Source organism: Bacillus sp. 103mf, assembly GCF_900116295.1.
Taxonomy (GTDB): Bacteria; Bacillota; Bacilli; order Bacillales; family Bacillaceae_G; genus Bacillus_A; species Bacillus_A bruguierae.
Genome location: NZ_FPAF01000009.1, coordinates 16,014 through 40,803 on the forward strand (window position 1 = coordinate 16,014; position 24,790 = coordinate 40,803).

The 24,790-nt window shown below is 35.3% G+C and carries 20 protein-coding genes and 1 pseudogene; 10 read left to right on the top strand and 11 right to left on the bottom strand.

The features are described 5' to 3' along the window. Positions 1-167 precede the first annotated feature (167 nt). The gene (ugpC, locus tag BM350_RS17950; protein WP_090918800.1) at positions 168-1,265 is read left to right on the top strand and encodes an ABC transporter ATP-binding protein; all 1,098 of its coding nucleotides are present in this window, start codon (positions 168-170) and stop codon (positions 1,263-1,265) included. A gap of 141 nt (positions 1,266-1,406) precedes the next feature. Here ugpC and BM350_RS17955 read toward each other — a convergent pair whose 3' ends face one another. The 5 genes and pseudogenes from BM350_RS17955 to BM350_RS27670 form a co-directional block, all read right to left on the bottom strand. Next, positions 1,407-3,251, bottom strand: a complete 1,845-nt coding sequence (locus BM350_RS17955) for a sensor histidine kinase (protein ID WP_090918801.1) — start codon at positions 3,249-3,251, stop codon at positions 1,407-1,409. After that, a complete protein-coding gene (locus BM350_RS17960) occupies positions 3,248-3,433 on the bottom strand; it encodes a helix-turn-helix domain-containing protein (RefSeq protein WP_090918803.1) in 186 nt (61 codons plus the stop codon). Before BM350_RS17960 ends, BM350_RS17955 begins: the two co-directional genes overlap by 4 nt. Before the next feature lie 179 nt (positions 3,434-3,612). Further along, entirely contained in the window at positions 3,613-4,272 is a 660-nt protein-coding gene (locus tag BM350_RS17965) for a YkyA family protein (protein WP_090918805.1), read from the bottom strand. Between the two features lie 16 nt (positions 4,273-4,288). Next, on the bottom strand, positions 4,289-5,086 hold the full coding sequence (locus tag BM350_RS17970) for a peptidoglycan-N-acetylglucosamine deacetylase (RefSeq protein WP_090918806.1): 798 nt from the start codon (positions 5,084-5,086) through the stop codon (positions 4,289-4,291). Positions 5,087-5,724: 638 nt separating this feature from the next. Then, positions 5,725-5,862 (bottom strand): annotated as a pseudogene (locus tag BM350_RS27670) (IS6 family transposase); the annotation flags it as partial. Between the two features lie 712 nt (positions 5,863-6,574). On the opposite strand from BM350_RS27670, the gene BM350_RS17985 reads away from it, so the two are divergent. The 6 genes from BM350_RS17985 (at position 6,575) to BM350_RS18010 (ending at position 12,045) form a co-directional block, all read left to right on the top strand. Then, positions 6,575-7,117 carry an NfeD family membrane protein gene (locus BM350_RS17985; RefSeq protein WP_090918808.1) on the top strand — a complete coding sequence of 181 codons (543 nt, stop codon included), beginning with the start codon at positions 6,575-6,577 and terminating at the stop codon, positions 7,115-7,117. A 15-nt stretch (positions 7,118-7,132) separates the two neighbouring features. Then, positions 7,133-8,665, top strand: a complete 1,533-nt coding sequence (locus tag BM350_RS17990) for a flotillin family protein (RefSeq protein WP_090918810.1) — start codon at positions 7,133-7,135, stop codon at positions 8,663-8,665. Positions 8,666-9,016: 351 nt separating this feature from the next. Next, complete coding sequence (locus BM350_RS17995; RefSeq protein ID WP_090918813.1) at positions 9,017-9,271, top strand: hypothetical protein; 255 nt, start codon at positions 9,017-9,019, stop codon at positions 9,269-9,271. Between the two features lie 325 nt (positions 9,272-9,596). Then, positions 9,597-10,142 carry a helix-turn-helix domain-containing protein gene (locus tag BM350_RS18000; protein WP_090918815.1) on the top strand — a complete coding sequence of 182 codons (546 nt, stop codon included), beginning with the start codon at positions 9,597-9,599 and terminating at the stop codon, positions 10,140-10,142. A gap of 5 nt (positions 10,143-10,147) precedes the next feature. Continuing rightward, a complete protein-coding gene (locus BM350_RS18005; RefSeq protein WP_090918817.1) occupies positions 10,148-11,101 on the top strand; it encodes an alpha/beta hydrolase family protein in 954 nt (317 codons plus the stop codon). 239 nt (positions 11,102-11,340) lie between these two features. Next, positions 11,341-12,045, top strand: coding sequence for a metallophosphoesterase family protein (locus BM350_RS18010; RefSeq protein WP_090918819.1), 705 nt, complete (start codon positions 11,341-11,343; stop codon positions 12,043-12,045). A 100-nt stretch (positions 12,046-12,145) separates the two neighbouring features. Here the strand turns inward: BM350_RS18010 and BM350_RS18015 are convergent, their stop codons facing one another. Beyond that, positions 12,146-13,072, bottom strand: coding sequence for a DMT family transporter (locus BM350_RS18015; RefSeq protein ID WP_090918821.1), 927 nt, complete (start codon positions 13,070-13,072; stop codon positions 12,146-12,148). A gap of 128 nt (positions 13,073-13,200) precedes the next feature. Between BM350_RS18015 and BM350_RS18020 the strand changes: the two genes are divergently transcribed. Next, positions 13,201-14,598, top strand: a complete 1,398-nt coding sequence (locus BM350_RS18020; RefSeq protein WP_090918823.1) for a MocR-like pyridoxine biosynthesis transcription factor PdxR — start codon at positions 13,201-13,203, stop codon at positions 14,596-14,598. A 41-nt stretch (positions 14,599-14,639) separates the two neighbouring features. On the opposite strand, the gene BM350_RS18025 is transcribed toward BM350_RS18020, so the two are convergent. The 5 genes from BM350_RS18025 to fdhD all read right to left on the bottom strand — a co-directional run bounded on the left by BM350_RS18025 (position 14,640) and on the right by fdhD (position 20,615). Beyond that, the gene (locus tag BM350_RS18025) at positions 14,640-15,155 is read right to left on the bottom strand and encodes a GNAT family N-acetyltransferase (RefSeq protein WP_090918824.1); all 516 of its coding nucleotides are present in this window, start codon (positions 15,153-15,155) and stop codon (positions 14,640-14,642) included. A gap of 679 nt (positions 15,156-15,834) precedes the next feature. Further along, a complete protein-coding gene (locus BM350_RS18030) occupies positions 15,835-17,211 on the bottom strand; it encodes a HAMP domain-containing sensor histidine kinase (RefSeq protein ID WP_090918826.1) in 1,377 nt (458 codons plus the stop codon). 473 nt (positions 17,212-17,684) lie between these two features. Continuing rightward, a complete protein-coding gene (locus BM350_RS18035) occupies positions 17,685-18,362 on the bottom strand; it encodes a response regulator transcription factor (protein WP_090918828.1) in 678 nt (225 codons plus the stop codon). 646 nt (positions 18,363-19,008) lie between these two features. Next, complete coding sequence (locus tag BM350_RS18045; protein ID WP_090918830.1) at positions 19,009-19,515, bottom strand: GNAT family N-acetyltransferase; 507 nt, start codon at positions 19,513-19,515, stop codon at positions 19,009-19,011. Positions 19,516-19,817: 302 nt separating this feature from the next. Further along, the gene (gene fdhD, locus BM350_RS18050; protein WP_090918832.1) at positions 19,818-20,615 is read right to left on the bottom strand and encodes a formate dehydrogenase accessory sulfurtransferase FdhD; all 798 of its coding nucleotides are present in this window, start codon (positions 20,613-20,615) and stop codon (positions 19,818-19,820) included. A 600-nt stretch (positions 20,616-21,215) separates the two neighbouring features. Between fdhD and fdhF the strand changes: the two genes are divergently transcribed. Together fdhF and BM350_RS18060 are read left to right on the top strand one after the other, a co-directional pair. Then, positions 21,216-24,158, top strand: a complete 2,943-nt coding sequence (fdhF, locus tag BM350_RS18055) for a formate dehydrogenase subunit alpha (protein ID WP_090918834.1) — start codon at positions 21,216-21,218, stop codon at positions 24,156-24,158. 11 nt (positions 24,159-24,169) lie between these two features. Continuing rightward, positions 24,170-24,655, top strand: coding sequence for a helical membrane plugin domain-containing protein (locus BM350_RS18060; protein ID WP_090918836.1), 486 nt, complete (start codon positions 24,170-24,172; stop codon positions 24,653-24,655). Positions 24,656-24,790: the final 135 nt, after the last annotated feature.

A 24,790-nucleotide genomic window follows, 5' to 3' on the forward strand; every position in this document is an offset into this window, starting at 1 on the left:
ATCCAGTAGAGTTTCCGAAGTATTATTGTTCGTTCGGATAGATGAGAAAAAGCTTGTGGGGTTCAACATGAACATGTGAATTTTGAATTCATACTATATCTTTAAAAATTCGGGGAAAACAAAAATGATAAAAACATATATAGTTTTTTTATTACAGGAGGTAAAACATGACAGAGGTAGTATTAAAAAATATTTATAAAATATATGACAATAATGTACCAGCGGTGGAGGATTTTAATCTTCATATTCAAGATAAAGAATTTATAGTATTTGTTGGTCCTTCTGGATGTGGTAAGTCGACTACTTTACGTATGATTGCTGGGTTAGAGGATATTTCACAAGGAGATTTATATATTGATGAAAAATATGTGAATGACATACCACCAAAGGATCGTGATATCGCAATGGTATTCCAAAATTATGCCCTCTATCCTCATATGACTGTGTATGATAATATGGCATTCGGTTTGAAAATTCGTAAGTTACCAAAAGATGAAATTGAGCGTCGTGTTCACGACGCAGCAAGAATTCTTGGATTAGAGGAACTTTTAAAGCGGAAACCAAACGCGTTATCGGGCGGTCAGAGACAACGTGTTGCTTTAGGGCGTGCGATTGTGCGTGATGCAAAAGTATTTTTAATGGATGAGCCATTATCAAATTTAGATGCAAAACTACGTGTTACTATGCGCTCTGAAATCTCTAAACTGCATCATCGCTTACAAACAACAACTATTTATGTTACGCATGATCAAACAGAGGCAATGACAATGGCAACGCGCCTGGTAGTTATGAAAGACGGACGGATACAACAAGTTGGTACACCAAAAGAAGTATATGAATATCCCGAAAACGTATTTGTTGGTGGCTTTATTGGTTCACCAGCCATGAATTTCTTTACGGGGAAAGTGGAAAATGGAAAATTTGTTTTAGGTCATATCAAACTAAGCATTCCAGAAAAAAAATTAGAAGTACTGCGTGAAAAAGGCTATGAAAATAAAAACATAATTCTTGGTATTCGCCCGGAACATATAAATGATAGTCCAAGTATGTTAGAAACTTTACCTGATAATATTATAAATATCAAAATTGAAGTTGCCGAATTGCTTGGAGCTGAATCAATGATTTATGCTACGTTACACAATCAATCCTTTATTGCACGTCTAGATACACGTAATGATTATCGAACAGGCGAAGCTATGCAACTTGTATTTGACATGGAGAACGTACATTTCTTTGATGTTGAAACACAGTTACGTATTAAATAAAATTGTATTTGATTGCAATGAAACCTATCTATCATGTCGGGAATTTTGTACGTTTGGACACAAATAAACCTATTCTCTGTACGTTAAGAAAAAGGTTGAGATACTATCAAAATAAATGAAAAAAAGTGTAGAATCTCCGTTCTACACTTTTTTCTGTAAATAGAAATAAAACAACACGCCATCAACTGTATTATTTACCCCATACTCTGCTCCATGAAGTTCTAAAATGTTTTTTGAAATAGCAAGTCCAAGTCCTGTCCCACCTTGTGAGCGATGACGTGCTGTATCAACCCGGTAAAAACGATCCCAAATTTTATCTAATTGATCTTCTTCAATATGGGCGCCTTTATTTTCGATGCAAACTTTTATACGACTTGGCTCATCTATTGTAGAAATAATAATATCCTCTTTTTCTGGCGTATAACGAATAGCATTCGTGATAAAGTTTGTGATTACTTGTTCCATACGACGATGATTTGCAATGACTTCAGTTGCAGCAAGATGTGTGTGAACATGTAATTGCTTTTTTGTTATCTCCAAAGATAATTGTTCACATATATGCGTAATGGCCTTTTCAATGCAAAAAACATCCATCTGCATTTTATACGTACCAGATTCAAATTTTGCTAACTCAAGCATATCCACAATTAACATGTCCATCTTATCCACTTCTTTTTCCATTGCCTTAAAGTAATACTCTTTCTTATGACTTGCAACACCATCTTTTAAGATAGAAATACAACTTTTCATAATACTTAGAGGTGTCTTTAACTCATGCGATACTCCTGAAATAAATTCTTTTCTTGTATGTTCTAATTTTTTTTCTTTCTCTATGTCTAGTTGCAATTGCTCAATATGTGAATGTAATGTATTTGAAAGTACATTAATATTTTGAGATAAATCACCAATTTCATCTTTTGACATGACTGGAACCCTTTCCGAGAAATCTAAGTTTGCAATTTTCCTGGTTGTCTTGTTTATTTGTAATAAGGGACTTGCAATCTTTTTTGAATAGTAAAAAGAAGCTAGAAAAATAAGAAGCAACACAAATATAATAATATAGACATAATACTCTTGTATCATGTGTACAGCTTCATCAACGGGCTGCAACGAAGTCATTGAAAAAATGTATGTTATTGCACCGTTCTTATCTTTTATCGGTTTGATTATGAGCTTATATTTAATATCATTTTGCTCATAATTGATTTCTTGTAATGAATCATAGTTAGTACTCTTTTCATTTAGCAATAAGTCTGCCTGAAACTCTTGTATCCTTTCCATAAACAAGTTATTTGTATAAACAAAATTCGATTGTGTACTGTCAGCCGAAAGTTGAACCTTTGTAATTTTCCCTTCTATATATTTTTGAGGTACTTGTTCATCAAGTTCTTTTGTATGTTCAAGCTTCTCTTTAGAACTATATTTATTTTTAAGTTCTTCACCAAGTTCATTCATTTTTTTTTCTAATGTCGTATTTACCAAATTTGGAGTTTCTGTTTTGAAGAATACATAATAAGGAATAAATGTAGCATTTTTTTCTATACCCCTCAAAGTAACTGTTTCTCCTAAAGGGAATATTTCATTTGAAATATTCCTCGCATGATCGTCCGCAACCTTGAAATTATAAAGAGGTATGGTCATTGTAGAATTAGCAAATTGATTTTCTTTATTTTTAGACTGATCTAATTTTACTTCTATATAAAAATCATTTACATTCTTTAAGTTCCCATTAGTATCTAATGTTGTGATCCATGTATTATGTTCTCGATAAAAATCTTGTTCTAACTTTTGGATGACTTGTGAATTTCCGCCACTATTTAAATAATCTGTTTCAAAAGATTTCATGTTTGTTTTGATATCATCTACTTTTTTATTCGCATAAAATTGCTTAAAGAATATCGTTTGTCCAACAAAAATGGTTGCCAAGATCAACATACATAACACTGTTGTTAACATAAATAATTTTAATACAATTCCTCTTTTCATACTTTATCCTCCGGTTTACAAACTGCTCGAACAATGATTATAACACTCTTAGATTTATCTCCCCATTTATTTCGCAATGTACTAATGTGACTATTTACTATACAATCATCATCAACAAATTCATAGCTCCATATTTTTGTAATTAACTGTTCTCTCGTAATGACTATACCTTGATTTTGCATTACATATGAGTCAGGTTAATGTCTTTCCCATCTATTGCTTCTAATACTTCATATCCTGAATCTAATTAAAATGACTACTGAACACAAAAAGCCAAATTGCTCTTGATTAGCAAGAATTTGGCTTTTGAGGTTTGAATTATAAAAAACTCTCACAATACACTTCGTCTTTTACAATCGTTTTATTTTTTAATTTCTTTAATTTTAATATTTGCTTGTTTATAAAAGGCTAATTTCTTCTGATTATACTCATTCGTGTATTTATTAAATCTATCCTTTTCTAAATGAATTTGTTCATAAGATTGATTGATAGTTTTTATTTTCTCATTAATTGATTTAAGTTTTTCATCTTTCGCTTGTAGCATTTTGTACAGTTCTTCTTCTAATTGTAATGATTTTTTATAACTATTATACAATTTTTTGAAAGAATCAGCGCGATTTCTATACATATCTTGAACTTCTTCTGCCTGTTCTTGTAATTTCTTATCTTCTAATTTCTTTATATAGTTATCAACAGACTTCACTTCTTTTTGTGCATTGTCTAAGGCGGTTTTTTCTTTCTCTAATATTTTTTTACGGTCATGTATATTTGTTACAGCTTGATCTAACTTTTCTTTCACTACTTGATTATTTTCTTTTCCTTCAATTGTAATTTGCGTATATAACTCTTGTCCTTGCTTTTCTAATGCTGCTAATTTTTTCGTATCTTCAAACATTGTCTTTTCTTGTTTTGTAGCACTTTCAAATGCTACATACAAATTTGCTTCTGGTTTTTGTCCTAAACAGCCTGACAACAAGGTTACAGATAGGGCTGTTATAAGTGCTATTTTTCTATATATCAACTGCAATTCCTCCTACTTAGATACGATCATCTTTCCAAAAATTTAATGGGAAATGAGATGTTTCATCATACACTTCAAATTCATAACCTTTATTACGAAGGTCATTAATAATTCTTTGTAATGCCTGCACTGTCTGTGATTTTTCATGCATTAAAATGACTTCGCGATTTTGACCCACCTGAGAAATTGTTTTTTGAACCACAGCATCTGGATTTCCTGGGAACTTCCAATCTAAAGAATCTATTGTCCAATCCCACTCTTTCATGCCGACACTTACCATTTTATCCCGTAATTCCTGTTTAAGTCCGGGCATACTCCCATACGGACAACGAACAAGATTTGGATGAATTCCAGTTACTTCTTTCATGATGTTTTGCGCTTGTTGCATTTCTTCAACAAATTTGCCTTGGATATACAGCTTTTTATTATCGTGTGTCATACTATGAACACCTGGATAGTGACCTTCATTTACTAAGCGTTTTACGCTTTCTTTATGAGCTGGGATATTTCCACCAATCATAAAGAACGTTCCTTTTATATTATTACTCTTTAAAATATCTAAGATTTCTTTTTGAAATTGACTTGGTCCATCATCAAATGTTAAGTATGCTACTTTACGAACCCGACCATTGTATTGATCTGGTGTTGTTTTTTTCATTTCTCCTTTTGTTTGCTCACTTGCCAGTTGAACAGTATTTTCTTGGTTCATTACCCCTTTGGCAGGTGATGTGAAGAATTGAAACATAAAAATTCCTAGTGTGATACAAGCAACTATTGATATAATCACCGTTATTTTTAGTCCTTTTGTAAACATTCTAGTATGTCCTTTCTAGTAACCTTTAGTTTTAGATTTTCTACGAAATGATTCTATTTATTAAAATTGAAATTTGATCTTTTTTCGATAATGTATCTTCATACATTGTTCCTTTTACTCTTGGACTGAATAAAAAATAGATCGATGTAATACATATAAAAATCAGTATAGGAAATATAATCATTTTTTTGTTCATAAAAAAATCCCCTTTGGATCAACTTGCTTTTGATAATATGTTTACAATTTAATAGATTTTTTAAAAATAAAAATAATATCGTGAGCGTTACAAACCACCTACAAAATATAAATGCATACGGTAAATTGATAAAATTCTCTTTGCTTAACCGTCTATAAATTTTGTCATACCTACTGGGTATACTTTTAGGATAAAAGTTTTATGTAAAGATTAAATGCAGATAACATGAATTTTTTTAAAAGATTGTTATCTGTAAAAGGGGATAGCGTACACATTCATCAACTGAAAGTATATGTTTGTAGAGAGGCTGGTTTTTCTATGTGATTTTTTATAGGGATCCCGACAGAAAAACGGGTTCTGGTGCAAGGAATCTATAAAACTGGGAGGTTCTGTTGCAAAGTTTCTTCACACACAAAACGGTTGAGATGATTGCTGCTAAATGTTATGTAGCCGTTATTAATTTTTGTAATTCTTTATACGCTGAAAAAGCACAGTTTGTTTGAAGCCTGTGCTTTTGTTTATAAATGGCATGAATGGTTTCTATACTTTTTATGGTACGTGAAGCATGACGAAGATTTTGTGTAACCGCTAAATAAGATTGAACACTTTACTGCTTGATAAGGCTGAACACTTTTTTCCAGTTCGCAGCACTCGCTTTACATGGAGAGGCGTGCATGATAGGCTGGATGGCCTTGCAAATTTCCTTATATGATGCAGCTTTTACAAGAACAGCTTGTGCGCATAGGCTCCATGTCAAGCGATCCTAGTTGTGAACAAATTTCCAGAAATGTGTTCACTCTTATTTAACAAAAAGTGTTCATTTCTGTCAGGTGGTCGTTTAAAAGAAGTTCATCTATAAAGTAACAGCCAAGTGGTAAATTATCGAGTAAGAGGCCATATAAATACAAATTAAAAAATCGACATAAAAACCCTTTTTCTTTTTAGGTGGGTGAGAGCATCTGGCTGTGCATAGAAGCAGTCAGGGCCTATTTCTGCCACATGCCAGGTTTAAAACAAAAGGAGAAGGCGAGTGGATTGTAAAAATAATTTCCAATATATATATGACTTTACTTTTTATGTAAAATCTTATATTATATAAAATATATAATATAGTAGTTTATTTTCAGGAGGAGGCTGTCAACGTAGCTTTCTCCTGTTCTTTTTTGGAGTCTGCAGTATAAGGCTCTTTTTTTAAAAAATAACTGAAAATTAAGATAACAAAGGAGGGGAGAATATATATTAAATAAGAACCTGTTAACAAGTTTCACTTATGTTGAAAGGAGTGAAGCAGTATGTTATTTAACTTTCCAATTGAAACAATCTATTTATATGGGCTTATTATAACTGCAGCTATTGCCATTCTTTATTTGCTTTTCGGTGATATTTTAGAATCCCTTTTTAGTATATCAAGCGGAGCCACTTCGCCTTTTACACTTTTATTTAGTTTTCTTGCGATGCTATGTGGATTTGGTTACATATTAGAATATATATTTCCATGGAGCAGTATTTCTATTTTTGTTATTTCTTTTTTTCTTGCACTTGTTGGTGTGATTACAGTGAAAATGCTTGTTTTAGCTCCAATTTCTAAAGCGGAGCAAAATACAATGCACCGCATGGAAGAATTTATTGGTTGCAAGGGAGAAGTGATTATAACGATTCCGAAAGAAGGGCTAGGTGAGGTTTTGCTGGCTTCTCAATTTGGCAATAATGCGATGCCAGCTAAGACGATAGGAAAGAAAGATATTTTACAAGGATCTTATGTCATTGTTGAGGCAGTGCAAGACGGTGTTTTACTTGTACAAAATTTAGCAATTTCTTTAAAGAAACCGAAATGATAAGGAGGAGTTACTATGGTTCCATTAATTATTGGCGGTGTTTTGTTAGCGATATTAGCTATTCTGATTTTAATCTTTATTACGAAATATCGAACGGTTGGACCCGATGAAGCGTTGATTGTAACGGGAAGTGGTTTAGGAAGCGGAAAAAATGTTGTTACAACAGATGATGGCAAGAAGATTAAAATTATTCGCGGCGGCGGTACATTTGTTGTGCCGATTATGCAACAAGCAGAACCTCTTAGCCTATTAAACTATAAGTTAGAAGTAGGAACACGTGATACATATACGAAGCAAGGTGTTCCGGTAACAGTAAATGGTGTTTCTATTATTAAGGTGGGTTCTACAATTGAGGAAGTATCAACAGCAGCAGAACAATATTTAGGAAAAGAAACAGAAGAACTGAAGGTAGAGGCAAAAGAAGTGTTAGAAGGACATTTACGAGCAATTCTTTCTTCGATGACAGTAGAAGACGCGTATAGTAACAGGGAACAGTTTGCCCAGAAAGTACATGAAGTTGCTTCTACTGATTTGAAGAAAATGGGGCTGCGCATTGTATCATTTACGATTAAAGAAATTAGTGATAAAAATGGATATTTAGATGCGCTTGGTCAGCCGCAAATTGCGACAGTAAAACGTGATGCGCAAATTGCAAACGCAGAACGAGAAAAAGAAGCACGAATTGAGAAAGCGCGTGCCGAAAAAGAAGCAAAAGAAGCAGAGTATCAGCGTGATGCGCAAATTGCTGAAGCAGAGAAATATAAAGAATTAAAGGTGCAAGCATACAAAAAAGAGCAAGAACAAGCACGTGCTGATGCAGACCTTTCCTATGAGTTACAGCAAGCGAAGGCGCAGCAAGGTGTAACAGAAGAGCAAATGCGTGTGAAAATTATTGAGCGTGAAAGACAAATTGAATTAGAAGAAAAAGAAATTGCTCGTCGTGAAAAGCAATACGATGCAGAAGTGAAGAAAAAAGCAGACGCTGATCGTTATGCAGTTGAGCAAGCTGCAGAAGCAGAAAAAGTGAAACAAATAAAAAAAGCAGATGCTGAGCAGTATAAAATTGAAGCAGAAGCAAGAGCACGTGCAGAAGAAGTACGTGTTGAAGGTTTAGCAAAAGCAGAAATACAAAAGGCGCAAGGTACAGCAGAAGCGGATGTTATTAAACTAAAAGGTCTTGCAGAAGCAGAAGCAAAACAAAAAATTGCTGAAGCATTTGAACAATACGGTCAAGCAGCAATTATGGATATGGTACTGAAAATGTTACCAAGCTATGCGAAGGAGATTGCAAGCCCGCTTAGTAATATTGATAAAATTACTGTTGTGGATACCGGCGGCGGTGGAAAAAACAGCGGAGCTGGTAAAGTTGCAGGCTATGCGACTGACTTGATGGCAACGATGCAAGAAACTTTGAAGGCTTCTTCCGGTATTGATTTAAAAGAATTGCTGGAAAGTTTTGCGGGAAAAAGTACAACGCAGCAACCTGTTAGTGAGAAGTCCGTTGTACAAGTAGGGGAAGAAAGTAAAAAGGAAAATAGTGAGCAGTAAAAAATATATACAGGTTAAAAAAACAACATAAAAATCCCCTTTCCTTTTAGGGGGACGAGAGCATCTGGCCGTGCATAGAAACGGTCAGGGCTTTTTCCTTCTACATGCGATGTTTAAAACAAAAGTACAGGGGCATGTTGTATTCGGTATAGCGACTTATATGTTGAAAAATGAAAATGGATTTAAATAGTAAACCCTCTAGTGTGTCTAGAGGGTTTACTATTTTAGTATAGCTAACTAGAAAATGTAATACAATTCAAATCTTTTAAAATATAAAAGATCTGAAATAACAGTGATAGAATGGGTGAGGAAAATGAGATTTTGAATAGGAAAGCAAGGAGTAGAGCTCGTATGAAAGCAGTTATTGAAAGCATTTATAGCCCATGTAATGGAGTAGTAGAAGAAGTGTTAATTAATGAAAAGTCTTATGTATATGAATGGGAAAAGCTACTTATTATTAGAAATAATAAAGGGATATTAGAAGAAGCAGCGGTTGGGATTAGTGGAAATGTATTGTCTGTAGATGTAGTAGTTGGACAGGAAGTAGATACGAATACAGTATTGTGTAAAGTAGAAGATGACTTGTTAATAACGGGCTGTGAATAAGTTTTATCCCGCTATTCGTGGGCAGTAAGACCCCCACCTCAAGATTCAGAGAGAAACAAAGAAGATAGGTGGGGGATGAAGAAAACCCCCACTGACAGAAGTTTCACTTTATTTTATTAAAATATAAAAAAGACAAAAACGAGTATGTGTGTAGGTATACAAGTACTCGTTTTTTTTTGTAATGAAAAATGATATACCGAAGGGTTCTATTTATTGTTATCCATCAATATTTTTAATATTAATTAAAGATTGTTTTGTATGTATTTTTGTTATCATTTTTGATAATATAATCATAAGATGTAATAAAAGGGATAGGTGTAGATACATGAAAGAAAAAAAGATGGATATTCTGTTTCATCCGATCCGTTTTCAATTGATTCAAGAATTTATCGGAGGAGAGAAATTAACAGCAAAGCAGCTTGCAAAAAAGTTACCGCATATTCCACAAGCGACGTTATATCGCCACTTAGAAAAACTGACGACAGCACATATATTACAAGTTGCTCAGGAAACGCAAATACGAGGAACGGTTGAAAAGTTATATGCCTTGAATCACAGTATGGCTAGTGTTTCACAAAAGGATTTACAAGACGTAACGAAAGAAGAACATATGCAATATTTTATGATGTTTGTCACCCATATTATGGCAAGTTTTAAAGATTACTTGCAGCAAGATCATGTCGATTTCGAAAAAGATGGAGTCGGATATCGGCAAGCAAGTTTTTATATGAGTGATGAGGAATTTAAAGAGTTTGCAGAGGAAATGAGTGGAGTATTTTTTAAAGCGATGGAGCGTAAACCATCTCCAGAGCGAAAGCGAAGAACGATTTCAACAATTATTATTCCTGAAAGAAATAAGAAGGGAGAATAAACAATATGGGGAAAGAATTGTTCGTTACAATTGAAAGTATAGTTTCACTTCAAGGAACGTTAACAATTCCAGCATATGATGCAGCAACATATCCAGCTATTTTACTTATTGGTGGAACAGGAAAAGGGGATCGGGATGGAAATGTTCGCGGTTTACCACTACGTTTATATAAAGACTTAGCGGACTATTTCACTTCGTTAGGATTTGCGACTTTTCGTTATGATAAGCGTGGTACGCATAAAAGTGAAGGGAATTATTATGAAACAGGTGTTACAGATTTAATTGATGATGGAGTCGCTTGTGTACGTTTTTTAAAGGAGCATCCGCAAATTGATCCAAAGCGAATTGTAATTGTAGGTCATAGTGAAGGAGCTTTACTTGCGCCCGCTATTTATGTAAGAGAATCGGTGGCCAATTTAATTCTACTTAGCGGTGCGGCTGAACCTTCAAAAACATTACTGCCAAAACAAATGAAAATGGCAGTTAAAGAATTAGAAGCAGCATCCGGATTTCGAGGATGGCTATACCGTTTTTTAAAACTTCCACAACGTATGCAGAAACAAAATGAAGCAGTTATGGAAAAAATACAACAATCCTCAAAGCCTGTTATGCGAATTAAAGGAGTAAAGATAAATGCAAAGTGGATACGTGAACAATTTCAATACAATGTCGTAGAGTATTTAGAAAGAGTTGAATGTCCTGTTTTAGCGATTACTGGAGATAAGGATATACAAGTACCGCCAGAGCAGGCAAGGGATATTGCGGAATATGCAGCAGGTGAGGCGGAGTGGCATATCATTCCTAATATGAACCACATTTTACGAGAAGTTGATAAAGATCATACAATGCTAGGGTTAATGAAAGAATATAAAGGGCTTGTGAATAAAAGGATTCAAGAGGAATTATTGAATGTTATGAAGGAATGGTTGGCAAAGTATAATCTTCCTTTTAAAAGTTAAGTTATTTTTGGCGGATTGTATGAAAAATACTGTTTTACAGGACGCAAAACAATTAAATTGTATGATTGCTGTAAAGATCAAAACACCAATCATACAAGAAGTATGTGGAAAAGACTAGCATCTAAATAGATGCTAGTCTTTTATTTTAACAATATCTTTCTAGTTAGAAAATTGCGATATTAATAAAGTCTCTCTATAATATAAATTAACTTTTATAAATTAGAAAGAAGGAAATACATATGAGAAGGACGCTTGTGATCAGTGATATTCATGGTGAACTAGAGAGATTTGAAATGTTATTAGAAAAAGTTGAATACACTTCAAAAGAGGATCAACTCATTTTGCTAGGAGATTATGTAGATCGTGGTCCGAATGCTAAAGAAGTAATTGAAAAAGTGATGCAATTAAAAGAAGCCGGCGCGTTTGTCTTAAAAGGGAATCATGAAGATATGATGATAAAAGCTTTAACGACAGAGGAAGAAAAGTTTTGGAATCATTGGGTAAAGAGAAATGGAGGGGATCAAACGTTACATAGCTACGGTTTTTCTGAAAGTGATATTGCTGTAAATGAAGAGGAATTTATAAGACCGCAGTTACATTCTGAAGTGTTAGAGAAACATTTAGAATTTATCCAAGGATTAGACCACTATATTGAAACAGATGAGTACATTTTTGTTCATGCGGGCGTACAACCAATGACACCTATTTCTGAAACAGATGCGCATACATTGATGTGGATTAGAAATGAGTTTCATAATGGATATAATGGTGAGAAGACCGTTGTCTTTGGGCATACAGAAACGAAACTTCTTCACGGTGATAACGAGAATTTTGGCGTGTATTTTGGCGGAAATCGTATCATTGGTATTGATGGCGGGGCTGTATACGGCGGCCAGCTGAACTGTTTAGAATTGCCAAGTCAAAAAGTATATTCAGTTAAATAGGAAAGATCCGCCTATTAATGTAGGAAAGAAAAAGAGATAAGGAATTCAAACAATAATGAAACCTTATCTCTTTTTTTATGCTATGACTTGTTATTTTCTTTTACATGTGTTCGGTTGCTAATGTTGGTTTTACTTCTTTTTCTGGCAGGGTCAAAAAAATTACTGCGACAATAATGAAAGCGCCGCCTAATAATTGATATGTTCCAAACGACTCATTCAACCAGATAATCGAAACAACAGCTGCTACGAGTGGTTCAATACTTGATAAAATACTCGTTTCTGTTGCAGATAAATAGTTTAGACTACCGATATAGAGAAGGAAAGAAAGTGTACCACTTATAATGATGAGCATAAGCATAGAAAATGTACTCATTGTTAATGTATTCGCTATATGTTGAAAATGAGATTCCTGATTATATAGAAACAAGGAAATTCCCCCGAGTAACATCCCCCAACCGACAATTACCGATGTCCCCCACTGTTTAATAAGCGAAGCAGGATGGAGTGTGTAAAAAGCAAAACCGATTGCTGTTAAAATACCAAATAATATTGCTTGTTTAGAAAGAATAATATTTTCAATTGATCCGTTGGTAATAAGGAAATACGTCCCCGCTAATGCAGCTATGATTGCTATGAATTGCGTAGTGGAGGGAAGTCTTTTGTGCTGCAGCGCAACGTAAATAGTAATAAGAACTGGACCGAGAAATTGAAATAATGTCGCAGTTACAGCATTGCTTATATGAACGGTTTCAATGAATGCATACTGAGCACCAAGCATGCCAGCAACTGAAAAAATTAGCAGTTGAATCCAATGACGTGGATACCTCCAAATTCCAAGTATATTTTGTTTTGTAAATAGTAAGGAACATAAAATAAACATGCCTGCTAATAGGAGACGAATGACTAAAAAGTCACTAGATAATAGTTCGGTATGATGAAATAGCCATTGAATCATAGGGCCAGATAGTCCCCATAATGTCGCTCCGCTAATAATCATCATTAAACCGAGGCGTCGCGATGATTTCATGATGTATCCTCCTTTGTGTGAAAGCTCTTGATTTTATTTAATAGAAATGATAAGCATGAAAGTATTATATATAATCTCTGATACCATCAAAAGTATCAGTTTTCTATAAAATAAAGGGGTCAGTTTGTATGTTAGAATTAACGCCAAAACTTGATGTTCATAGTAAAGAACCACTATATGTACAACTATATAACTACATGAAAGAGGAAATGAAATCTGGAAATGTAAAGCCTCATACGAAATTACCATCTAAGCGTAAATTAGCTCAATATTTACAAATTAGTAAAAATACAATTGAAGCTGCTTACAGTCAGCTTATTGCGGAAGGGTATATAGAGTCTGTCTCGCGTAAAGGCTATTTTGTATGTGAAGTGGAACAAAGTGTATTGCATGTGAAAGAAAAGATGCACGATGTAGAAGAAATATTTTGTTATGATCGTGACTATGCATTTGATTTTACGCATACAGGTGTTGATGCTCGCTCATTTCCATTTGCCTTATATCGCAAATTGGCAAATGAAGTACTACAAGTTGAGAATAAGCAAGTACTACTGCTTGGGCATCCACAAGGTGAACTTGGATTAAGAAAAGAAATTGCGCAATACATGTATGAATCGCGCGGTGTACAATGTTCACCAAGTCAAATCATCATTGGGGCAGGAACGCAATATTTAATAAGAATGCTATTTCAATTGTTAAAAGAGAGTACATTTGCAGTAGAGAATCCAGGATACCACCGGAAAATGGTTACGTGTGAAAAAGGAGCGGAACATGTGGAAATGCTGCCGCTTGATGAAGATGGGATTATGATATCGAGTTTGGAAGAAAGGGATGCAGATGTGGTATTTGTGACACCATCTCATCAATTTCCATGCGGAATGATTATGCCGGCTTCGAGAAGAATGCAGCTTTTGCATTGGGCAGAGAAAGAGGAAGGACGTTATATTGTAGAAGACGATTATGATAGTGAATTTCGATATTCAGGAAAACCAATTCCAGCTCTCCAAGGGTTAGATCCAAATGGAAAGGTTATTTATATGAGTACTTTTTCAAAAGCGTTACTTCCATCGTTACGTATCAGTTATATGGTGCTTCCAAAAACACTTATTGAAGTATATCAAAAAGAATATTTCTTTCATACGCAGACTGTATCGCGCATTGATCAAGAGATTGTGAAACGATTTCTCGAAGGCGGACATTGGGAAAAGCATATTCATAAAATGAGAGTTGTGTATCGTAAGAAGAGGGATACATTGGTTTCAGCAATTTCAACATATTTTCCGAAATGCGTAGAAATACTTGGCCAAGATTCTGGGCTGCACATATTATTACGAGTAAATAATGGGATGACAGAGCAAGAGCTTATTGAGAAAGCGGCAGCATATAGTATAAAAGTATATCCAGTTTCTACGTACTATGATGAGATGAAAGCTGATAATAAAACAATCTTGCTTGGCTTTGCTATTTTATCTGAGGAAGAAATTGAGGAAGCGGTTCAATTGCTTGGAAAAGCATGGTTTAGTTGAAGGTATAGGAAAAGGGACTTTTAAAAACAAGTCCCTTTTCCCTATTTGTTTTCTTCATGTAAAAACAACACCATATGCTCTTCATCCCAATACTGGTTATTATATTTTAACGAACGTTCTTGTACGCCAAATGTTTTAAATCCTAACGATTCATAGAGCTTTTTTGCACCTTCATTGCCAACGACAACATCAAGCATAAGTTGTTCTACTTCTAATTCTTTTGCTTTTTCAATTGTTGCTTGCATAAGTGCTTTCCCGGCGCCCATTCCACGCGCTTTTGGAGAGACATAAACAGAACCAATTTTCGCTTTATGTTCTTGCTTTAAAAATGATTTTGTTTCTAAAGTTGCCACGCCAATTAAATCGTCGTCTTTAAAAGCACCGAGCGTGTAATTTTCATTTTGGTCTAATATTTGCGCTTTATATTCAACAGGATCTTCCTTATTAATAATATCTTCATAAGAAGAACTGAACGCTTCTGGATTTTGTTTTAATCCCTCGACACGAAGTGCTAAATAAATTTCTGCATCTTTTTTCGTTAATACACGAATTTCCAATTGTATCGTCCTCCAATTCTTTGGTGGTAATGCTATATTTTATATTAAAATCATCATACTTTCAAAAAATAGGCTCGATATATAAATCCATTTTAATATTTCTACATGAAAGCCGCTGCTATGGAGAAACAAGTAGCCTGCACTTGTTTTCTCCCTTTGTTTGAACCCTCGCCCGTGGCAGAAAAGGGCCCCGCCCGCTACTATGCATGGCCAGATGCTCTCGTCTATCTAAAAAGAAAAGGGTTTATATGTTGATGTTTCAATTGGTATTTATATATAAAATCCATTTTAATTTTTTAACATAAAAGCCACTGCTATGGAGAAACAAGTGGTCTGCACTCGTTTGCTCCCTTTGTTTTAACCCGTGCCCATGGCAGGGGCCCCGCCCGCTACTACGCATGGCCAGATGCTCTCGTCTATCTAAAAAGAAAAGGGTTTATATGTTGGTGTTTCAATTGGTATTTATATATAAAATCCATTTTAATTTTTTAACATAAAAGCCACTGCTATGGAGAAACAAATAGCCTGCGCTTGTTTTCTTCCTTTGTTTGAACCCTCGCCCGTGGCAGAAAAAGGCCCTGCCCGCTACTATGCATGGCCAGATGCTCTCGTCTATCTAAAAAGAAAAGGGTTTATATGTCGGTTTTCCAACTTTCATTTATATATAAATGAAAAATAGCTACTTGATAGGCAATTCTATAGTAAATGTAGTTCCGATTCCGACTTCGCTTGTTACATGTATAGAACCACCATGTAATTCTACAATTTCTTTTGCAACAGCTAAACCAATACCTTTTCCGCCAGTTGCTCGTGTTCGAGATTTATCAACTCGATAGAAGCGGTCAAAAATATGTGGTAAGTCTTCACTTGGAATTCCTTCTCCTTCATCTTGTACTTGTATAAGAAAAGTATGCTCCTTTTTTAATACAAGTACTGTAATATGAGAATTTTCGTGGGAATGCTGATGTGCATTATGTAATAAATTTAGCATGACTTGCTCCATGCGACGGTCATCTATGCAAGCATATAAATCTTCTTGGCAATATAAAGAGATATCTATTTGCTTTTTTTTAAGAGATGGTTTTATTTTTTCAACCATACGCTCGGCGAATGGTAACAGTACGATTGGCTGTTTCTTTATCGTAAATTGGTGTTGTTCAAGCTGCGCAAGTTCAAATAAGTCTTGTACGAGTTCAGTAATATTTTCAGTTTCTTCTTCAATGATTTGTAAATATTCTTCCCGTTCTTCTTTAGATAAAGACTCTCTTTTTGCAACTTTTGTGTATCCTTTTACATATGTAAGCGGGGTTAGCAATTCATGTGCAACGCTTGCAAGAAACTCGTTTCGTTCTTTTTTCATGTATGTTAACTCACTAGAAAGCCGTTCAATTGTTTCTGCTAAGCTTCCTAATTCATCTTTACTTTTAATACCTAAAGTAATTGGCTCATTTTGTTTCATCATTTTTTCAGTTGCTCGCTTCATTTTAATAAGCGGGTTTGTAATGACCCTTGAAAATAAAAATACTAAAATTGTTGTGAGAGCTACTGTTAATGCACCGATGGTAATAAATTGTTTTGTTAATCGAAAAATCATTTCTTTTATAGATGTAGTTTCTAAAAACATATGGACATAGCCAGTTACTACTCCATATTTTACAATAGGGCTAACTGTTGAAATATATTTTGATTCTTTCCAGCGATCTTCTGTTATCATTCCACCTCTAGGAATGTACGTAATCTTTTGGTCAAGTTGTTTGCGCATGTCTTTTGTAATGGCATCAGAGGAACCTATAATGTGACCTGTTGTATCTGTAATGACAAGTTTTGTATGAGCAGGAGAATTAGATTCCATCGTTGCTACACGTTCAAAAATTCCTTCTCTATAGCGCTTTTCTATAATGTTACAATACCAATTTCCTTTTTCTAATAAGGCCGTAGTTTCTTCGTCTACACGCATTTGTGCTAGTGTTGTATGAAAAGATACAAATAGTACGGATTCAATGCAAAGAGCTAATAATAAAAAGTACGTCCCAAGCTTTATAGAAAGTTTATTCATTATGATTCACAACCTTTTCCTGTACTAACAGGCAGTAAGCTCTCTACCGTAAAGTTATGAAGAAACAACGAAATTCGATAGAAGAAAAACTGCTATATAAATACAAATAAAAAATCGACATAAAAACGCTCTTTTTTTTTAGCGGGCGAGAGCATCTGGCCATGCATAGAAACGGTCAGGACCTTTTCCTGCCACATGCAAGGTTAAAACAAAAGAAGAAAGCAAGTAGCGGTCATGTTGTATTCTGCAGAGCTAGACAAAGCTGTCGAAAAATTAAAATGAATATATATAGTATATGCCTGATTAGTTGAACTTTATTTTTATCCCGCTACTTTAGGGCAGTAAGACTCCCGCCTCAAGATTCTGAAAAAACAAAGAAGATAGGTGGGAAATAACTGCCCGTAAGAGCTTGATTGGGTGGGCTTTCCATCAGTGGGGGATGAAGAAAAACCCCCACTGATGGAAGTTTCACTTTATGAGGATTCACCTTTCCATTTGTAACCTATTTTATAAACAGTTTCTAGGTAATCTTCGATAGGAAATCCTGCTTTTCGAAGCTTTTCACGTATATTACGAATGTGAGAATCAACGGTACGATATTCAATATCTGTTTGAAATCCCCATATTATTTCAATAAGTTCATCACGGCTATAAGCACGGTTTATATTTTGTAAAAAGAGTCCAAGTAAGGAAAACTCAATTGGCGTAAGAGAGAGCTTTTCATTATATACAGTTACGGTATGTCTAGTTTTATCCCATTCAATGCCGTTAAAGTTTACAAATCCCTCTTTCTTCGTACGACGGAGTACAGCTTCTATACGAGCAATTAATACTTGCTCATCAAATGGTTTTGTAATATAGTCGTCAGCGCCTAATGTGAGCCCTTTCACCATGTCATAATTTTGATTACGCGCTGTTAGCATAATAATGGGGACGTTACTTATTTGGCGAATTTGAAAGCAAGCCTCCCAGCCGTCCATTTTTGGCATCATCACGTCTAGCAAAATAAGATCAAATTCTTTTTGCTGAATGAGTTCAAGAGCATCTTGGGCTGATGTTACTTTCATACAAAAATGTCCACGTGGACTTAAGAATAAATCTAATAAGCGAAGCATGCGTTCTTCGTCATCTACTAATAATAGTTTTGCCATAACGATGTACACCTCAAGTTTTCATTATTTATGTTTATCCTGTATTAAGAGTTAGAAGGAAAAGATAAGAGAATCAAACTCTCACTAATAGAAGTTTCCTTTATATTATTCTACATGAACTTTATAAAAAACACTGTTCATATGGTAAAGAAAAGGATAATTGCCATAAAAAATGCACTACTTTTGCACATTTTTTTTTTATAATAAGCAATGTAGCAGCACAAAAATACCCTATGTTGCGACATAACGTCATGTCATTTTGATTTCAAAATGACAAATTCCATTCTATTGTGTACGTGAGATAGAGAACATTTTTCGTATTCACCTCGCATCGGATAAGAAAAATTTCTATCTCACGGCTTTTTTTTGAATGTAGATAAAGGGGATTTGGATAGTGAACAAAAAAGACCTTGAAAAGCAGAAACAAGAACGAAATGTAGTTATAATCTGCATTGCGGTATCAATGATGATTATCGTTGTTTGTGCTAGAAAGTTTTTTTGGTTGTTATAAAATAAATTGATTTGTTATAGATAAAAAGCCTCGCACCGATTGTGTGAGGCTTTTGTAATGTAAAAATAATGATACATGAGAAACACCCACTTCAAGATTTGCAGGAGAGTGGGTGTTTTTATGTTAAAAGAAGATTTAAGCATTGAGAAATAACATCATATGCTCTTCATCCCAATATTGTCCGTTATATTTTAAAGCACGTTCTTCTACACCAAATGTTTGGAACCCCAGTGATTCATATAGTTTCTTTGCCGGTTTATTTCCGACAACCACATTAAGCATAATTTGTTCTATATCTAATCTAGGGGCATTTTCAATGATAGTTTCAATTAACGCTCTTCCAGCACCAAGACCGCGTGCTTTTGGAGAAACATATACAGAGCCAATTTTCGCCTTATGCTCTTGTTTGACAAGTGGTTTTATTTCAAGAGTGGCAATACCGATTAATTCATCTTCTTGAAAAGCACCTATCGTAAACTTTTCAGGGTTATCTAACCGTTTTGCAATGGCAGCAACGGGATCTTTTTGTTTCATAATATCTTCATAAGAGGAACCAAATGCTTCTGGATTTTGAGTTAATCCTTCTATGCAAAGCGGTAAATATATATCTGCATCTTCTTTTGTTAATACACGAATGTTCATATCAGTTACCCTCCTAATGGTTTTTATGTAATGAAATTATATATTAACTTTATTAACTATTCAATAGGTATATATGTTACATTTTTATAACTATACGTATATAAGTAAAAAAGTGACATAAAAACCCTCTTTCTTTTTTAGGGATGGAGAGAGCAACTGGCCGTGCATAGAAACGGTCAGTGCCCTTTTCTGCCACGTGCCATGTTTTAAACAAAGAGAGCTAGACAAAGATGTCGAAAAATAAATGAATTTAAATCAAAAGATTTCTCATATGAGAAACCTTTTGATCGCTTTATTTACGCTTACTGATGCCTTTCAATTCGCTCTGGGTGCGTGTAAATATTACAAGAATCACCGCGAATAAAGCCAACGACAGTAATTCCTAAATCATGAGCAAGTTCTAGAGCTAATTTTGTCGGAGCGGATTTTGATAGGACAATTTCACAGCCGATTTTTGCAACTTTAAGTAAGATTTCAGATGAAATGCGTCCGCTAAAGGCAATTACTTTTCCTGTTATCGAAATGTTGTTCCGTAAGCAATAACCGTAAATTTTGTCTAAAGCATTGTGACGACCAATATCCATTCGTGAAACGAGAATTTGTTTTTTATCACATAATGCGGTGTTATGTACACCACCTGTTTCTTGGAAAGTAGTAGAGGATTGCTGCAGATCATTCATGAGGCGAAAGCAATCTTCAGGTCCCAAGGTAATATGAATATCGTGCATCGTTTTGGCTTTTGCCGCATCATTTACAAAGACAAAGCCTTGTCTGCTTTTCCCGCAGCACGATGTCACATATCGTTTGTTATAGCAAGTTTGATAGAGTGGATTTGTTTGCGTTGTTGTGACATGCGCAAATCCTTTTTCTTTTTGGATCCATAATTGTTCAATGTGTTTATAGGAAGGAATAATACCTTCTGATACTAAGAAACCAACGACCATATCTTCAACATGATCGGGTGTACAGACAATTGTTACATATTCTTCACCGTTTAGTTTAATTGTAAGTGGATATTCTGTTACAACCTCATCATCTTTTTGATGAAATGTCCCACCTTGGTAACGAACCATTGTATATGTGCTTTGAACAGACTCCATACGATTTTCCCCTTTATCAATTATTCTCCCATGTTTATCATAAGCCAATAAAAAAAGAAAAGCATTCGTTTTGTATATAAATCAATTTAAACTTTTCAACCGCGCCGGTGGCAGAAACAGGATCCGACCGCTACTACGCAAGGCCAGACGCTCACGCCCACCTAAAAAAAGGGTTTTTTACACCCATTTTTCAAATTGATTCGCATATACAAATTCATTTTGTTTTTTACATATCAGTCGCTGCTATGCAGAAAAAACATGCCCGCTACTCGTTTGCTCCATTTGTTTTAAAACTTCGCCGGTGGCAGAAACAGGCCCTGACCGCTACTATGCAAGGCCAGACGCTCACGCCCACCTAAAAGAAAAGGGGGTTTTTAAGCCATTTTTTCATTTTGTACTTCCATACATTCCTTGGTTATTATTTGTATTCTACGATATAATAGAATCGTAGTCATATACATCAATTGTAAGCTTATTTTATACATCAAGAATCTACTTCTAAGAACTGTTTTTTCTGTTTTGAAAAAGAGCGTATAGCAACATCGTTTTGAAAACGTATTCAAAATGTGTTGTATGGTTGGTTGTAAGGAGAGGATAAAGATGTCGGAACACAAAATTCGTGTAACTGTCGATGGTACAGAGTATATTTCATCTAGTAAGAAAACGATATTGCAGTTATTAAACGAAAGAGAACTTGAACACCCGCAAATTTGTCACGTACCAGAAGTAGATCCAATTCAGACATGTGATACATGTATTGTTGAAGTAAACGGAAAGTTGATGCGCGCTTGTTCAACAAACCTTGAAGAAGGTATGCATATTGAAAGAAAATCGAAGCGAGCGGTTGAAGCCCAAACAGAAGCGATGGATCGCTTACTTGAGAATCATTTATTATATTGTACTGTTTGCGATAATAATAACGGAAATTGTAAAGTCCATAATACAGTGCATATGATGGGAATTGAAGAACAGAAATATCCGTACGAACCGAAAGTGAGCGCTTCGGAAGTCGATATGTCCCATCCGTTTTATCGTTACGATCCAAATCAATGTATTGCATGTGGTCAATGTGTAGAAGTATGTCAAAACCTACAAGTAAATGAAACTATATCCATTGATTGGAGCTTAGATCGTCCGCGTGTCGTTTGGGATGACGGCGTAGCAATTAATGATTCCTCTTGTGTAAGTTGTGGACAATGTGTAACGGTTTGTCCATGTAATGCCTTAATGGAAAAATCGATGCTTGGAGAAGCTGGTTTCATGACCGGGCTAAAACAAGATGTATTAAATCCAATGATTGATTTTGTGAAAGATGTAGAACCGGGTTATAGCAGTATTTTAGCTGTTTCGGAAGTAGAGGCAGCGATGCGTAAAACGAAAATCAATAAAACGAAAACTGTTTGTACGTTTTGTGGTGTCGGATGTTCATTTGAAGTGTGGACGAAAGATCGTCACATTTTAAAAGTACAACCGTCATCGGATGCGCCGGTAAACGGGATTTCAACGTGTGTAAAAGGGAAATTTGGATGGGATTTTGTAAATAGTGAAGAACGTATTACAAAGCCGCTTATCCGTAAAGGAGACAGGTTTGTTGAAGCAACTTGGGAAGAAGCGCTAGAAGTTGTTGCAGCAAATATGAGTCATATTAAAGAGCAATATGGCAGTGATGCTTTTGGATTTATTTCTTCCTCTAAAGTAACGAATGAAGAAAATTATGTAATGCAAAAGTTAGCGCGCCAAGTATATGGGACAAATAATGTGGACAACTGTTCTCGCTACTGTCAATCACCAGCAACAGATGGTTTATTTAAAACAGTAGGCATGGGCGGTGATGCAGGAACAATTAAAGATATTGCAGAGGCAGGACTTATCATTATTGTTGGAGCAAATCCGACAGAAGGTCATCCAGTTCTTGCAACGCGTGTGAAACGCGCACATAAACTGCATGAGCAAAAATTAATTGTGGCTGATTTACGTAAGCATGAAATGGCAGAGCGTGCCGATCTGTTTGTTCACCCAAGTCAAGGTACAGATTACGTTTGGCTAGCAGGTGTAACAAAATATATTATTGATCAAGATTGGCATGATAAAGCATTTCTAGCTCAAAACGTAAAGAACTTTGATGAATATAAAACAATGTTAGAGAAGTATACGCTTGATTATACAGAAAGTGTAACGGGCATTTCGAAAGATACATTAATAGAAATGGCAAAAATGATTCGTGATGCAGATGGCACATGTATACTTTGGGGTATGGGAGTGACGCAAAATACAGGTGGAAGTACGACATCAGCTGCAATCTCTAATTTACTTCTTGTAACAGGGAACTATCGTCGTTCTGGTGCAGGAGCATACCCGCTGCGCGGACATAATAACGTACAAGGTGCTTGTGATATGGCAACATTACCAAACTGGCTGCCTGGTTACCAAGCAATATCCGATGATGCACTGCGCGCAAAATTTGAAAGAGCATACGGCGTTTCGATTCCGAAAGAACCAGGATTAAATAACATTGCGATGCTGATTGCTGCAGAAGCAGGGAAATTACGCGGTATGTATGTGATGGGAGAGGAAATGGCATTAGTCGATTCTAACGCGAATCATGTGCAGCACATTTTAGAAAATCTTGATTTTCTTGTTGTGCAAGATATGTTTTTAACGAAAACAGCTCGTTTCGCAGATGTCATTTTACCAGCAGCGCCAAGTTTAGAAAAAGAAGGAACATTTACGAATACAGAACGTCGTATTCAGCGTTTATACGAAGTTATGCCGCCGCTTGGTGATTCAAAACCAGACTGGTGGATTCTTCAAAAGGTAGCTCGTGCATTAGGTGCAAATTGGAACTATGAACATCCAAGTGAAATTATGGATGAAATCGCATCACTTGCTCCTTTATATTCCCAGGCAACATATGATCGTTTAGAAGGATGGAACAGTTTATGCTGGGGTAGTCATGACGGCAGTGATACACCATTATTATATGTAGATGGATTTAATTTTCCTGATAAAAAGGCACGTCTATCACTTGATGAATGGGTACCGCCGGTCGAGGCACCGGAAGAATATGATTTATTATTAAATAATGGCCGAATGCTCGAACATTTCCATGAGGGGAATATGACAAAGAAATCGGCAGGTATTTTATCGAAAATGTCAGAGGTGTTTGTTGAGATATCACCAGAACTAGCGATGGAGCGAAATGTGAAGGATGGAAGTCTTGTAGAACTTGCATCACCATTTGGAAAAATAAAAGTTCCAGCGCTTGTTACAGATCGTGTAACTGGAAATGAACTATATTTACCGATGCATGCAACAGTAAATGAAGAAGCAATTAATATTTTAACAGGAACGGCAACTGATCTTTATACATGTACACCAGCATATAAACAAACGCGTGTCAAAATGCGTGTGCTGCGTGAAAAAGGAAATCGTCCACTTCCTGCTTCCAACCCGCGAAATAAAAAGCGCCATCCGCAAAATGGTGTCGAAGTGCAGAAGAAATGGCAACGAAAACAATATGTATCACTTGTGGATGAAAACTAGGGGGGAGCATTGTGGCAAAAGAAATTACAATGATTCAAAAAACGGTTGTAACAGAGGAACAAAAGAAACAACAAGTTTCTGAGGAATTATTACAACAATTAGGAGAGAATCAACAGGCAATTGAAGAAACGATTCATTTGTTAGCACAGCTTCAAAAAGCTGGTTTGTTAGATGCGGCAGTAAGCTTGCTGGCAGCGAAAGAAGATGTTTCGAAAATTGCGATTGAACAACTAAACCGTGAACCAGTAAAAAATGCATTAAATAATATGATGGGTGCAGGAGAAGCGCTATCTTCAGTAGATCCAGAAGTGACTAAGCAAGTAACATCCAGTTTAGTGACAGGTTTACAATATGCAACTGATGAATTAAAAAAAGGTGAGAAAACAAGTGTGATGGATTTCTTTAAAGTATTACGAGACCCAGACATAAATCGAGCAATTACATTTGGATTTAATTTTTTGAAAGCATTTGGTCAAGAGTTAGAAAAGAAGAATTAATAAGAAAAAGAGCGGTGGATTTAGAATCTATCGCTTTTTTACATGTTTAGTAGAATATATTATGATGAAAGAGATGAATTTTTATAACTACTCAGTCACTCTATGAAAAACCGATAGAAAAGCATTTTTTTAAGT